The following is a 13,786-nucleotide window of genomic DNA, read 5'->3' on the forward strand; positions in this document are numbered from 1 at the left end:
AGGGCGCTGCGCTATGCCATGGCGGCTACGCTGCTGGCAGCGCTCTTCCTGGCCGCCTGGCACCTGGCGCCGCTACCTGATGGCGGCCGCAATCTGTCCTTGTCGCTGTTGCTGGGCGCGGCGTTCGGCATCGTCTTGCAACGCTCGCGCTTCTGCTTCTACTGCATCGCCCGCGACGCCATCGAACGCCGCGATCCGCGCGGCGCCTACGCCGTGCTGATCGCCTTGGCGGCCGGCACGCTGGGCTACCACGCGATCTTCGGCGCCTTCCTGCCGGTACCGGGCCCCGACCGCTTGCCTCCCGGCGCGCACATCGGTCCGGTCAGCCTGGCGCTGGTGGCCGGCGCCTTTACATTCGGCATCGGCATGCGAATCTCGGGCTCATGCATCAGCGCCCATTTCTACCGCCTGGGCGAGGGCGCGCTGGCATCACCTTTCGCCCTGCTGGGCGCAGGCGTGGGCTTCATGCTGGGTTTCGCCACCTGGAACACGCTGTACCTGGCGATGATCCAGGAAGCGCCGGTCGTCTGGCTACCCCGCCATCTGGGATACGGCGGCACGGCGCTGTTGCAATGTGCGCTGCTGGCGATTCTGGCGTGGATGTTGAGCCGGTTGGGCAAGGGCGGGGCGAGCACTGCAAGTTCGCCTATCGGCAACGGCTCGACACCGGCCGTTCCCGCGACGGATGCAACCACGCCGCTGTGGCGCGGCGTGCTGGAACAACGCTGGTCTCCTGCCACGGGTGGCCTGCTGGTGGCGTTCATCGGCGTGATGGCGTACCTGCGCATCGCCCCGCTGGGCGTGACCGCCGAACTGGGCAGCGTGGCACGCACCACGGCATCCGCGGCCGGTTGGCTGCCTTCCCGGCTGGAAGGCCTGGACACCTTCGCCGGTTGTGCCACAGCGGTCAAACAAGCCCTGCTATCCAACAACGGCGCATTCGTATTGGCTTTGGTCATCGGCGCGTGGGCATCTGCTTTGGCGGCAGGCGCTTTTCGCCCGAAGTGGCCAAACTGGCGGGATGTGGCGCGCAACTTCGTGGGTGGCGTCTTGATGGGCTGGGGTGGCATGACAGCACTGGGTTGCACAGTCGGCACGTTGCTGTCGGGGGTGATGGCGGGTGCGCTGTCAGGTTGGATCTTCGGCGTGGCGTGCGTGGCGGGCATCTGGATCGCGTTGACGCTGTGGCCTACTCGGTGATGGTTTGTCGCTGGTCATCGTGAATCGCGGCGTTATATCTTCGTAGGTCGCCCCTTGCGGCGGCGGCCCTACGAAGCACGCTCTACGCATGCATACAGCAACCAAAAACCGCTCACCCCAACCCCAGCAACCCCTCACACAACCGAGGCGACTTCATCTTCTGCAGCCACCACTTCAACGCCTCCCCGGGCGCCTCCGCGCGCCACGCATAAGCCACGTGCTCGGTCAAGGACATCCCTTCGTCCGTCTCACACACCACCAGCACCCCTTGCGCCAGATAAGGCGCCGCCAGCGTCAAGGGTAAATAGCCGCACCCCAGACCGCGTATCTGCGCCTCGATCTTGGCCTGCATCGTCGGCATCACCAGGGTGGGTTGTTCCGCCAGAATCCCGCGTGTCTGCGGCGCCAGGTTGCGGGATGTATCGGCGACCACCACCGCGCAATAGCGGGTGATGTCGGCGCGGCTGAGGGGTTGCGGCGCGGAGGCCAGCGGGTGGTGCGCCGCCACGCAGAACGCGAACTGTGCCTGGCCCATGGCTTGGGAACGGAACGGTCCCGTCGGCTCGCCCGCCGCGCCGGCGCCGATTACCAGGTCCGCGCGGCCCGATGTCAGGGCGTCCCAGTTGCCGCTCAGCACCTCTGTCGAGAAGCGCAGCGTCGTGGCTGTGTCCAGGGTCTGGAATTCCTCGATCAGGTCGTACAGGGGCCGCCACGGCAGCACCGCGCTTACCGCGATGCGCAGCTCCACCTCCCAGCCCGTCGCGATGCGTTTCACCCGGCAGGCCAGCTCGTCCAGCGATTGCAGCACGTAGCGGCCGTCCTTGAGCAGCGTTTCGCCGGCCGGCGTCAGCAGCGCCCGGTGGCCCGAGCGGTCGAACAGCAGCACATCCAGCCCATCTTCGAGTTTGCGGATCGAATAGGTCACCGCCGACGGCACCTTGCCCAGCTCGCGGGCGGCCTTGGCGAAACTGCCGTGGCGCGCGATGGCGTCCACCAGGACGAGAAGTTCGGGGGTGATGGGCTGCATGGGGGGCTCCGGCGAATCGTTCAAATAAATTGAATGTTTTCGTCAAATCATAGCGCCGAAATAGCTCAGTGACCCATGCACAATGTCATTCATGCCGGTTCGGTAACCCAGCCAAGCGCGACACAGTCAGGCGCTCAAGGTTGCCAGACCATTCACTAAATTGAAACAGGAGTCCACCATGCTTACCATTCGCCGCAGCGCCGAGCGGGGCCACGCCAACCACGGGTGGCTCGACTCGTTCCACACTTTTTCGTTCGCCAACTACTACGACCCCGCCCATATGGGCTTTGGCGCCCTGCGGGTCATCAACGACGATCGCATCGCCGCCGGACGGGGTTTTGGCACCCATGGCCATCGCGACATGGAAATCATCACCTACGTGCTTGATGGCGCCATCGCCCACAAAGACAGCATGGGCAGCGGCTCCACCATCCAGCCCGGCAACGTCCAGCGCATGAGCGCCGGCCGTGGCGTCATGCACTCGGAATTCAACCCGCGTGCCGACGCGGAAACGCATCTGCTGCAAATCTGGATCGAGCCCGATGTCACCGGCATCGCTCCGGAATACGAGGAAAAGGCGTTCAGCGACGAGCAAAAGCGCGGCCGCCTGCAAGCCCTGGTGTCCGGCGACGGCATTGACGGGTCGATGAAGATCCATCAGAACGTGCGTCTGTACGCGGGTTTGTTTGACGGCGACGAGTCCGCCACGCTGGAACTGGCCGCCGGCCGCCGTGCCTGGGTGCATGTTGCCCGGGGCAGCGTGACCGTCAACGGCGTTGAACTGTCGGCGGGCGACGCGGTTGCCATCACTGACGAGACCCGTGTCGCGCTGTCCGGCGGCAAGGACGCCGAAGTGCTGGTGTTTGACCTGGCCTGAGGCCCGCGGCCGGGCGGATCGTTGCGATCCGCCCGGCCTTGTAATGCACGATGCCGCGCCGGGCGGTGCAGCAATCCAGCGCCCGGGCTTAAGATGGCCGTAACGGGCCACCCTACAGGAGCACTACCCATGTCCACCTTGTCCCAAGCCGGCGAAAGCCAGATCGAAACCGTGGTGGTGCCGCGCACCAGCGACCTGGGCGGCTTCGAAGTCCGCCGCGCGCTGCCGTCGGCGCAGCGCCGTACCGTCGGCCCCTTTGTTTTCCTGGACCACATGGGCCCCGTGGAATTCACGGCCGGGTCCGGCATCGACGTGCGTCCGCATCCGCACATCGGCCTGTCCACCGTGACCTATCTGTACGAAGGCTCGATGGTGCACCGTGACGGCGTGGGCAACACCAAGACCATCCTGCCCGGCGAAGTGAACTGGATGACGGCCGGGCGCGGCATCGTCCACTCCGAACGTTCGTCGCCGGAAAGCCGGCAGGCCGCGCAGCGCCTCTGTGGCCTGCAGATCTGGGTGGGCTTGCCGAAAGCGCATGAAGAAACCGATCCGGGCTTTGCCCACTATGGCCTGGACGCCCAGCCCGTGATCGAAGGCGAGGGCGTGCGCGCCCAGGTCGTGGCCGGATCGTTGTTCGGCAAGACCTCGGCGGTCAAGACCCATTCGCCGCTGTTCTATGGCGACCTGCAGTTGCAGGCCGGCGCTGTCACGGTGCTGCCCGCCGAACACGAGGAGCGCGCCGCCTACCTGGCCATCGGGTCGGTTGAGGTGGACGGCCAGGTGTTCGACAGCGGCCGCCTGATCGTCTTCGCGCCGGGCCGCCCCGTGCAGATCCGCGCTCGCACCCACGCACGCTTTGCCGTGCTGGGCGGCGAGCCCCTGGAAGGGCCGCGCTTCATCTGGTGGAACTTCGTGTCCAGCAGCAAGGACCGCATCGAGCAGGCCAAAGAGCAATGGCAGCGCAACCGCTTCGGCCAGACCGTGCCGGGCGACGAAACCGAGTTCATCCCGCTGCCCCCGCCGCGGGCGTGATCGGCGCGCGCAGCAGTATGATGCGCATCCCTGACTTGATAACAATAGGGATGGAGACATCATGCAACGCTTTACCCTGAACGCGCTGCGCGGCCTGGCCGCGCTGGCGCTGGTCCACGGCGCCGCCGCGCAGGCCGCCGGCTATCCGGCCAAGCCCATCACGTTCATCGTGCCCTACACCGCGGGCGGCACCACCGATCTGGTGGCGCGCACGGCCGGCCAGAAAGTGGCCGAGAAACTGGGCCAGCCCGTCATCGTCGAAAACCGTCCCGGCGCGGGCGGCAATATCGGCATGGACGCCGTGGCCCGCGCCGCGCCGGACGGCTACACCATCGGCTTCGGTGCCATTTCCACCAACGCGCTCAACCCGTTCGTCTACCCGTCGATGCCGTTCGACCCGACCAAGGACTTTACGGGCGTCAGCATGCTGGGCGCGTCCTCGGTGGTGCTGGAAACCGGCCCGTCCCTGAAGGTCGATAGCGTCAAGGACCTGGTGGCCTATGCCAAGCAGCATCCCGGCACCGCGTTCGGCACGCCTGGCACGGGCACGTCGATGCACCTGGCCGGCGTGATGTTCGACCAGCTGACCGGCGCCGGCATGCAGCACATTCCGTACAAGGGCAGCGCGCAGGCGCTGAACGACCTGTTGGGCGGCCACTTGCCGGTGATGTTCGACAACCTGCCGGCGTCCTTGCCGCACATCAAGTCGGGCAAGGTCCACGCCCTGGCGGTCACTGGCAGCAAGCGCGCGCCCGCGCTGCCCGACGTGCCGACCCTGGCCGAGCTCGGCTACGGCGCGGCGGTGGTGGATCCGTGGTTCGCGGTATACGGCCCGGCCAAGATGCCGCCGGAAGTCACGAACGTGCTCAGCGCCGCGTTCCGCGAGGCGCTGGCCATGCCGGACGTGAAGGACAAGCTGGAACAGGCCGGTTTCATGCCCTATGGCTCGACGCCCGAGGAAGTGGAGCGCCTGACCCGCAGCCAGTACGAGTCCTTCAAGGCGCTGTCGCAGAAGGTCAAGCTGTCGGCGGATTGATGGCAGGCAAGTCCAAGGCCGCTTGAGCCTGGCCTGCCGCAACCGGCTGCGGGCATGGGCGAGGTCGCCCTGGTCCTGCCCGCTTGGCGGCTAGCGGCCGCGTGCGAAGACCTGTTCGCGCTGCTCGGCCAGCGTTTCGCGGCGGATGAAGGCGCGCACGAAATCGTCGGCCGGGTGGTGATGCAGGTTGTAGGGCGTGTCCCATTGGGCGATGCGCCCGGCCGCCATCACGCCGATGCGATCGGCAATGGCGAAGGCCTCGGCCTGGTTGTGCGTGACCAGGATGGCGGTGTGGCCGGTGGTCTTGAGGATCTCGCGCACCTCGAACGCCAGCCGTTCGCGGGTGTCCACGTCCAGGTTGGAAAACGGTTCGTCCAGCAACAGCAGGTCGGGCGAGGGCGCCAGGGCCCGCGCCAGCGCCACGCGCTGCTGCTGGCCGCCGGAGATCTCGTGCGGAAAGCTGTTGGCGGCATGCGCCAGGCCCACCAGCGTCAGCATTTCCTCGATGCGGCGGGCGCGTTCGGCGCGTTCCAGGCGGCGCAGGCCGAAGCCCACGTTGTCGGCCACCGACAGGTGCGGAAACAGCGCGTAGTCCTGGAACATCATGCCCACGCGGCGCTTTTCAGGCGCGACTTGCAGGGTGGCGGACGAGATGACCGTGCCGTCCAGCAAGATGCGGCCTGCGCGCACCGGCTCGAAGCCCGCGATGGCGCGCAGCACCGTGGTCTTGCCGCAGCCGGATTCCCCGAGCAGGCAGCCGATATGGCCGGCGGGCAGGCCCAGCGTCAGGTCCTGCACCACGGGGCGCACGCCCTTAGGTGTGTCGTAGGCCAGTGAAATATGGTCGAGTTCAAGCAGATCGGGCACGGTGATCAATGTCCCATTTTCAGATTGGTGCGCGCCAGCAGAATCACGGGCAACAGGCCGGCCAGCACGATGGCCAGCGCCGCGACGGCGCCTTCTTCGTAGGTGCCGCGGGCCGCTTCGGCGTAGAGCCAGGTGGCGAGTGTGTCGAAATTCATCGGCCGTAGCAGCAGCGTGGCCGGCAGTTCTTTCATGGCATCCACGAACACCAGCAGCGCGCTGGCCGCCAGGGCGGGGCGCAGCAGCGGCAGGTGGACGCGGCGCAGCGTGCCGGCGGACGTTTCGCCCAGCAGGCGCGAGGCCTGTTCCAGCGACGGCGGCACGCGGGCCAGGCCCGCTTCCAGCGCACCCGTCGAAATGGCCAAGAAGCGGATGGCGTAGGCACATACCAGCGCGGCCATCGAACCCATCAGGAACAGGCCCGTGCCCCCAAAGACCTTGGCTACGGCGGTATCGATCCAGACGAATGGGGTGAGCAGGCCGATGGCCAGCACGGTGCCGGGCACGGCATAGCCCAGGCTGGCGATGCGGGCGCAGGCGCGGCCAGGGTTGAAGCCGCCGCTTTCGCGCAGCGTGCGGCCGGCCCAGGCCACGATCAGGCCGCAGACCAGCGTGACGATGGTGGCGCTGAACGCGACGATGAGCGTGTTGCTCAGGCCGTTGAGCAGTTGGTGGGACACGCCGCCCACCAGATGCAGGCGCTTGTAGGTTTCAACCACCAGGTACAACGCGGGCGCGACAAAGCCGATCAGCACCGGAATCCAGCCCAGCACCGCGGCCAGGACGGCGGCCGGGCCGCGCAACCGGCGCGGCTGCATCGGCCGCATGCGCTGCGTATTGGCGTAACGCTGGCGCTTGCGGCCGTGGCGCTCCAGCAGGATCAGCCCGATCACGATGGCCAGCATGGTCAGCGCGATCTGCGCGGCACCCGCCAGGTCCGAGCGCGTGACCCAGGTGGTGTAGACGGACACGGTCAGCGTCTGCACGCCCAGGAATTCCGAGGCGCCGATGTCGTTCAGGGTTTCCAGCAGCGCCAGGCTGACGCCGACCACGATGGCCGGGCGCGCCAGCGGGAGCGCCACGCGAAAGAACACGCCGTAGCGGCCGGCCCCCAGGGTGCGGGCCGCCTCCAGCAGGCTGGCGGCCTGCGTCATGAACATGACGCGGGTGCTCAGGTACACATAGGGGTAAAGCACGAAGCCCAGCACGAAGATGGCGCCGTAGATCGAGCGCAGGTCCGGCAGCCGGAACTGGCGCGGACTGTCGTAGCCCAGCAGCGCGCGCAGGGCGGTCTGGATCGGACCGATCGGGTGCAGCAGGTCCAGGTAGGCGAAGGCAATGATGTAGGTGGGCACCGCCAGCGGCAGCAAGAGCGCCCAGGTCAGCGCGCGCCGCGAGGGAAATTCATAGGCCGTCACCAGCCAGGCCGAGCCCGTGCCGAGCAGCGTGACCAGCACGCCCACGCCGGCCAGCAGCATGGCGGTATTGGCCAGGGCCTGGGGCAGCACATAGTTGGCCAGGTGCTGCCAGTGCGACAGGTCGCCGCCCAGCGCCCACCACACCAGTGTCAGTACGGGCGCCAGCACGGCCAGGGCGATCAGGGCGGCACCGGCCAGCCAGCCGGCGCCGCGTTCAGCCCAGCGCAAACGCAGCGGCCGGGGCAGGGTATCGGTATGCATGCTTCAGAAAAGGTGCTGCTTCAGGAGTGCTGCGGGAACGACGCCGCGGGCGGCGCTTGGAGCGTCAAGGCCTGCCGCCGCCCACATCGGAACGGATCCGGCTTGGGCGAGGGCAGGCCTGATTGCAGGCGGGCGGCGCCAGGGCGCCGCTTTGCCGCGGGTCAGTTGTCGAAACCGACCTTGTCCACCAGTTCGCTGGCTTGCTTGCGGTACTTGGCGATCTCGGTCAGGGGCAGGGGGTCGATCTTCAGCTCGCCGAAGCTGGCGATGACCGGGTCGAGCTTGACGCCCTTGCGCACCGGGTATTCGTAGTTGGCCTGGGCGTACAGCGCCTGGGCGGGTTCCGACACCAGGAAGTCCAGCAGCTTGACTGCGTTGGCTTTGTTGGGCGCGTTGGCGGCCACGGCGGCGCCGCTGACGTTCACGTGGGTGCCGCCGCTCTTGGCGTTGGCAAAAGTCGGACGGATGACCTTGATGGCGTCGCCCCATTTGCGGGCGTCGGTGCCGGCTTCGGCGTTCTTCATGTGGCCGACGTAGTAGGCGTTGGCCAGGCCGATGTCGCAGATGCCGCCCAGGATGTCGCGAGCCACGTCGCGGTCGCCGCCGGCGGCCTTGCGGGCCAGGTTGGCCTTGACGCCGCGCAGCCATTTCTCGGTGGCTTCGGCGCCGTCATGGGCGATCATCGAGGCGACCATGGCGGTGTTGTAGGGGTGCTGACCCGAGCGGATGCAGACCTTGCCCTTCCACTTGGGGTCGGCCAGGTCTTCGTAGCGGAAGCTTTCCAGCTTCAGGTCTTTTTCGACGTACAGCACGCGGTCGCGCAGCGACAGGGCAAACCACTTGCCGTCGGCGCCGCGCAGGTTGGCCGGAATGACCGATTCCAGCGTTTGCGACTTGACCGATTGGGTCACGCCGCCATCCACGAGGTCCAGCAGGTTGCCGATGTCCACGGTCATCAGCACGTCGGCGGGCGACTTGGCGCCTTCGGCCTTGACGCGTTCGAGCAGGCCGTCCTTGACGAAGACGGTGTTGACCTTGATGCCGCTTTCCTTGGTGAAGGCGTCCAGCAGCGGCTGGATCAGCTTGGGTTCACGCGTGGTGTACAGGCTGACTTCCTCGGCGGCGTGGGCCGGGACGGCAAACGCGGCGGCGCCGGCCAGGGCCAGGGTGCGCAGCAGCGATTTCATTTGGGGACGCATAGACATGAAGGAACTCCGGCAAGGTCGGCAGCGGTCAACGCCACGGCGGGCAGGGCATTGGCGCTACGCAAAACGGTCTGCTAACGAAAATGATTATCAAGTGAGAGCCGGACAATAACAGGAAGTTTTAAGCCGTTCAACTATTCGTAAGACTGCCGCCCCGACCCTTGATTCCTATCAATACGGCATAAGGGTATTACGGAATAATGAGAGCAATTATCATCGAGACCTAGTAGAATAGGGTCAACCCTAATACCGGCCGCGTCTTTTGTGCGGTGCGGTCTGACCACGCGGTGCAAGTCGGGTTCGATGGCCTGCTCCTTGTTCCGCTCCTAATAGATACGACATGGCTGCTTTCAATACCGAGCGCGTGCTTAGCGTGCACCACTGGAACGACACCCTGTTTTCCTTTACGACCACGCGTGACGCGGCCTTGCGGTTCCACAACGGCCACTTCGTCATGATCGGCCTGGAAGTCGAAGGCAAGCCCCTGTTGCGGGCTTACAGCATCGCCAGCGCCAACTACGAAGAAAACCTCGAATTCCTCAGCATCAAGGTGCAGAACGGTCCGTTGACTTCGCGCCTGCAACATCTGAAGGAAGGCGACACCATCCTGGTCAGCCGCAAGCCGGTGGGCACGCTGGTGGTCGACGATCTGAAGCCCGCCAAGCATCTGTTCCTGTTCGGCACGGGCACGGGCCTGGCGCCCTTCATGAGCATCATCAAGGACCCGGACGTCTACGAACGCTTCGACAAGGTCATCCTGGTGCACGGCGTGCGTTGGGTCAGCGAACTGGCCTACGCCGACTTCATCGAAAAAGAACTGCCCAACAACGAGTTCTTCGGCGATGTGGTGCGCGAAAAGCTGGTCTATTACCCGACCGTCACGCGCGAGCCGTTCCGCAACCAGGGCCGCATCACCGAACTGATGGAAAACGGCAAGCTGTGCGCCGACATCGGCATTCCCCAGATCAACCCTGAAACCGATCGCGCGATGATCTGCGGCAGCCCGCATATGCTGGCCGACATCAGCGCCATGCTGGACAAGCGCGGTTTCGTGGTGTCCCCGGGCGTGGGTCAGCCGGGCGACTACGTGGTCGAACGCGCCTTCGTCGACAAATAAAGCCGTAGCGGCGTTTGCCGTTGTAAGGCAAGGGGCGCAGCTCAGGCTGCGCCCCTTTTGCATGGCAGACGCACGATGAATGCCTGAATGGCGTTACTTCACGACGCGTGGGGCGCGTCGCAGCCGTGCTGCGTTGGCCAGGTCGGCAATGGGCGAGAGCAGCGCCGGATCAAACGCCTCCAGCGCCTGGCCGTTGCGCAGGCGCTGGGGCCAGTCGGCATGCGTCAGTGCCCCCCGGCCCAACGACACCAGGTCCGCCTCGCCGCGCTCGACCATGCCCAAGGCGTGCGCCGGGGCATGCAGGGCGCCGTTGGCGATCACGGGCACGGCCCCGTGTTGCCGGGCAAGCGCAGCAAGGCTCGCGCCCGCGCCAAATGCCGGCCGCCAGGCTTCGAATTCTGTCGTATGCAGGTAGTCGAGGCCCGCGGCTGACAGCGTCGCGAAGATGACCGCGGCCTCCGATTCGCCTTCCGCCCATTTGTGGGTGAAGTCGTTGACCTTGCCCTGCGACACGCGGTAGCCCACCGTGAAGGCGGGTCCAACGGCCTGGCGCACGGCCTGGATCGTCTCGACACCCAGGCGCAGGCGGTGGGCGAGCGGGCCGCCATAGCCGTCGGTGCGCTGGTTGCTGTAGTCCGTCAGGAATTGGTCCAGCAAGTAGCCGTTCGCGCCGTGGATTTCCACGCCATCGAAACCGGCCTGTTGCGCCCGGACCGCCGCGCGGGCGAATGCCTGCACCGCATCGTTGATTTCCGCGAGCGACAGCGCGTCGGGCAGCCGGTAGGCGCCTTCCCCACGGTAAAAGCGCATCTGCTGGCCCTTGGGCTGGACCGCCGACGGGCCTTTGGCGTTCGGCCGATGGGGATTGCCTTGCGAGATGGCACCGGCGTGCATGAGCTGGGCGATGAGGCGGCCGCCGTTTGCGTGAACGCGCTCCACGGCCGGCCGCCATGCCTCGCGCTGGGCATCGCTGGCCAGACCGGGCTGGAACAGATAGCCCTGTGCGTACGCTTTGTCGGTGTAGATGCCCTCGGTGATGACCAGGCCGAACCCGCCAGCGGCGAAATCACCGTAGTAATCCGCCATCCGGGCCGTGGCCAGGCCATCGGCCGTGGCGCTGACCCGCGTCATCGGCGCGACGGCCAGACGGTTTGCCAGCCGCAGCGCGCCCAGGGCGACCGGGTCGTAAAGCGTCGATGAGGCCATTTCAACGGTCCTCGGCATTCGGTACGACCGCGATCGCTTCGATTTCGATCATCGCCTCGGGCGTGTACAAGGCGCGGATCTCGGCGATCGTGTCGGCGGGGTAGGGCGCGGCGAAGAACTCGCGACGCAGCGTCACGACATCGTCGAAGTGGCCCATATCGGTCACGAAGATGGTGACCTTGACGACATCCTTCAGGCTGGCGCCACCGGCCTGCAGCGCCCGGCGCAGGTTCGCAAAGGCTTGCCGCCCCTGCGCCAGGAAGCCGCCCTGCACGATCTTGCCATTCTCGCCGGCGCCGGCCTGACCCGAGATGAACAGCCAGCCATTGGCCTTGATGCCCTGCGACAGCAGGAACGGCTCGTAGGGGTCCGGCTGGGTGATGACACGTTCGATCATGATTAGTTTCTCTCATTTGTTAGGACCGCCGGATGTGGCGGATAACGAGACGATACGGACGCGTGCCGGGCGCGACAAAGGTTCATTTATCAGTCGTCAGGTGAGATAATTTCATTCATATCAAACACCGTGCCGGCACTCATGCATCGACGCTTCCTGCCGCTTTCCGCGCTACGCGCCTTCGAGGCCGCCGCCCGCTTGGGCAGTTTCAAGGCTGCGGCCGAAGAACTCGCCGTCACGCCTACCGCCGTCAGTCACCAGATCAGGGGGCTGGAGCAACAGGTCGGCGCGGCGCTCTTTACCCGGCAGGTCCGGCGCGTCGCGCTGACCGATGCAGGCGCGCTTCTGTACCCCGTGCTGCGCGATGGCTTCGATGCCTTCCAGGCCGCGCTGGAACGGCTGACCGAAGCCCGGCAGCGGCCCCAGGTGGTCATCTCGGCGACCAACGCGTTCACGGCGAAATGGCTCTTGCCCAGGATGGGCGCTTTCCGCCGCGACCTGGCGGGCATCGATCTGCAAGTCCAGGCCTCGGACGAGATCGTCGACCTGCGTTCGACCGCCGTTGACATCGCCATCCGCTACGGCCGGGGGCCTTATCCCGGCCTGACCGTCGAACCGCTCTTCACGGACCGCTTCGCGCCTGTTGCCAATCCGCGGCTCGGCGTGCGCACGGTCGAAGACCTGGCCCGGTGGCCGCTGATCTACTTCGAGTGGCGGCGGCACCATCCGGACAATCCCACCTGGAAGCGCTGGTTTGCCGACGCGCAGCGTCCGGAGGAATCGCCGGCGGGCGAGCTGCGGTTTTCGGATGAAGGGCATGCCATCCAGGCGGCCGTCGCGGGAGAGGGCATCGCCTTGGTCAGCCAGGCGCTGGTCGCCCAGGAACTGGCGGCAGGCCAGCTGCATCAGCCCTTCGGGCCGAGCATCGACGGGCACACGTATCACGTGGCCATCAGCGCCGAGCGGTCGCTGCCGCACGGCGCGCGTGCTGTGCTGGCCTGGCTGAAAGCGCAGGCCGCGGTGTGACGCCCCATTGGCGAACGCCAAGCAACGTTCGGCTTCATGACCTCGGCGGGCGCGCTCACGGCGCCCGCCGAGGTCTTCCAGGTCATCGCATGGGCTTTGCCGGGTGCTTACTCCGGCTGGATACCCGCCTTCTTGATGATGTCGCCCCACTTCTTCGACTCGGCCTGCTGGAACTGGGCCAGTTCGTCGGGCGTGGACGTGGCAGGGTCGGTGCCGGTCTGGGCGTAGAACTGCTTGGCCGGCGCGGTCTGCGTGGCCTTAATCAGCAACTCGTTCAGACGCTTGATCACATCGGGCGGCGTGCCGGCCGGCGCGTAGGCCGCGAACCAGTAGCCCATTTCGTAGCCCGGCACGCCGGATTCGGCGATGGTGGGCACGTCGGGCGCCAGCGGCGAACGCGTCAGGCCGGTGACGCCCAGCGCGCGCAGCTTGCCGGACTTGACCTGGGGCAGGCCCGTAGCGGTGTCGGTGATCATCATGTCGATCTGTCCGCCGAGCAGGTCGGTGACGGCCAGTGGGTTGCTCTTGTAGGGGACATGCAGCAACTGCACGCCGGCCATCTGTTGCAGCAGTTCACCCGCGATGCGGCTGCTGGAGCTGCCGCTGCCAAAGCTCAGCTTGCCCGGCGACTGGCGTGCCTGGGCAAGGAAGTCGCCCACGGTCTTGGCCGGCGAGCCGGGGTTGACCACCATGATCTGGCCGCCCTTGCCCAACAGCGAGATGGGGGCGTAGTCCTTGACCGGATGGTAGGTCAGCGTCTTGTACAGATGCTCGTTGGCGGCGTGGGTGGTGTTGGTGGTGATCAGCACGGTGTAGCCGTCGGGCGCGGCGCGGGCCGCGGTGGCGGCGCCGATCATGGCGCTGGCGCCGGGCTTGTTCTCGATGACGACCGCCTGGCCGGTCTGCTCGGTGACGCCCTGGCCGATGGCGCGGCCGATCTGGTCGGTGGCGCTGCCGGCGGCAAAGGGCACGATGAAGGTAATGGGCTTGGCGGGGAAATTCTGGGCCTGGGCCATCGCGGTCAGCGGCAGGGCCGCCAGCAGCAGGGCCAGCCGGCCCTTCAGGGTAAAGCGCATGGTGTTGTCTCCTGGGTGTGTTTTTTTATGGGGGTGGGGGT

The 13,786-nt window shown here is 66.6% G+C and carries 13 protein-coding genes; 6 read left to right on the plus strand and 7 right to left on the minus strand.

Annotated features, from left to right (window positions below; genetic code table 11):
* Positions 1-18: 18 nt before the first annotated feature.
* The gene (locus tag A9974_RS18865) at positions 19-1,200 is read left to right on the plus strand and encodes a YeeE/YedE family protein (protein ID WP_183005697.1); all 1,182 of its coding nucleotides are present in this window, start codon (positions 19-21) and stop codon (positions 1,198-1,200) included.
* A gap of 112 nt (positions 1,201-1,312) precedes the next feature.
* Here the strand turns inward: A9974_RS18865 and A9974_RS18870 are convergent, their stop codons facing one another.
* Entirely contained in the window at positions 1,313-2,227 is a 915-nt protein-coding gene (locus A9974_RS18870) for a LysR family transcriptional regulator (protein ID WP_183005698.1), read from the minus strand.
* A 178-nt stretch (positions 2,228-2,405) separates the two neighbouring features.
* Here A9974_RS18870 and A9974_RS18875 point away from each other — a divergent pair, with 178 nt between their 5' ends.
* The 3 genes from A9974_RS18875 (at position 2,406) to A9974_RS18885 (ending at position 5,175) form a co-directional block, all read left to right on the plus strand.
* Entirely contained in the window at positions 2,406-3,104 is a 699-nt protein-coding gene (locus A9974_RS18875) for a pirin family protein (protein ID WP_183005699.1), read from the plus strand.
* A 129-nt stretch (positions 3,105-3,233) separates the two neighbouring features.
* Positions 3,234-4,139, plus strand: a complete 906-nt coding sequence (locus tag A9974_RS18880; RefSeq protein ID WP_183005700.1) for a pirin family protein — start codon at positions 3,234-3,236, stop codon at positions 4,137-4,139.
* 61 nt (positions 4,140-4,200) lie between these two features.
* Positions 4,201-5,175, plus strand: a complete 975-nt coding sequence (locus tag A9974_RS18885; RefSeq protein WP_183005701.1) for a tripartite tricarboxylate transporter substrate binding protein — start codon at positions 4,201-4,203, stop codon at positions 5,173-5,175.
* Between the two features lie 90 nt (positions 5,176-5,265).
* On the opposite strand, the gene A9974_RS18890 is transcribed toward A9974_RS18885, so the two are convergent.
* The 3 genes from A9974_RS18890 to A9974_RS18900 all read right to left on the minus strand — a co-directional run bounded on the left by A9974_RS18890 (position 5,266) and on the right by A9974_RS18900 (position 8,923).
* A complete protein-coding gene (locus A9974_RS18890; protein WP_183005702.1) occupies positions 5,266-6,042 on the minus strand; it encodes an ABC transporter ATP-binding protein in 777 nt (258 codons plus the stop codon).
* A 5-nt stretch (positions 6,043-6,047) separates the two neighbouring features.
* Positions 6,048-7,718 carry an iron ABC transporter permease gene (locus tag A9974_RS18895; RefSeq protein ID WP_183005703.1) on the minus strand — a complete coding sequence of 557 codons (1,671 nt, stop codon included), beginning with the start codon at positions 7,716-7,718 and terminating at the stop codon, positions 6,048-6,050.
* Positions 7,719-7,879: 161 nt separating this feature from the next.
* Positions 7,880-8,923, minus strand: a complete 1,044-nt coding sequence (locus A9974_RS18900) for a Fe(3+) ABC transporter substrate-binding protein (RefSeq protein WP_183005704.1) — start codon at positions 8,921-8,923, stop codon at positions 7,880-7,882.
* Between the two features lie 340 nt (positions 8,924-9,263).
* Here A9974_RS18900 and A9974_RS18905 point away from each other — a divergent pair, with 340 nt between their 5' ends.
* On the plus strand, positions 9,264-10,040 hold the full coding sequence (locus A9974_RS18905; RefSeq protein WP_183005705.1) for a ferredoxin--NADP reductase: 777 nt from the start codon (positions 9,264-9,266) through the stop codon (positions 10,038-10,040).
* 93 nt (positions 10,041-10,133) lie between these two features.
* Here the strand turns inward: A9974_RS18905 and A9974_RS18910 are convergent, their stop codons facing one another.
* Positions 10,134-11,246 carry an NADH:flavin oxidoreductase gene (locus tag A9974_RS18910; protein WP_255468232.1) on the minus strand — a complete coding sequence of 371 codons (1,113 nt, stop codon included), beginning with the start codon at positions 11,244-11,246 and terminating at the stop codon, positions 10,134-10,136.
* 1 nt (position 11,247) lies between these two features.
* Positions 11,248-11,643, minus strand: a complete 396-nt coding sequence (locus tag A9974_RS18915; protein WP_183005707.1) for a RidA family protein — start codon at positions 11,641-11,643, stop codon at positions 11,248-11,250.
* A gap of 141 nt (positions 11,644-11,784) precedes the next feature.
* Here A9974_RS18915 and A9974_RS18920 point away from each other — a divergent pair, with 141 nt between their 5' ends.
* Positions 11,785-12,669, plus strand: a complete 885-nt coding sequence (locus A9974_RS18920; RefSeq protein ID WP_183005708.1) for a LysR substrate-binding domain-containing protein — start codon at positions 11,785-11,787, stop codon at positions 12,667-12,669.
* Between the two features lie 107 nt (positions 12,670-12,776).
* On the opposite strand, the gene A9974_RS18925 is transcribed toward A9974_RS18920, so the two are convergent.
* Complete coding sequence (locus tag A9974_RS18925) at positions 12,777-13,745, minus strand: tripartite tricarboxylate transporter substrate binding protein (RefSeq protein WP_183005709.1); 969 nt, start codon at positions 13,743-13,745, stop codon at positions 12,777-12,779.
* Between the last annotated feature and the right edge of the window lie 41 nt (positions 13,746-13,786).

The organism is Achromobacter sp. UMC71 (genome assembly GCF_014170305.1).
Taxonomy (GTDB): domain Bacteria; phylum Pseudomonadota; class Gammaproteobacteria; order Burkholderiales; family Burkholderiaceae_B; genus Achromobacter.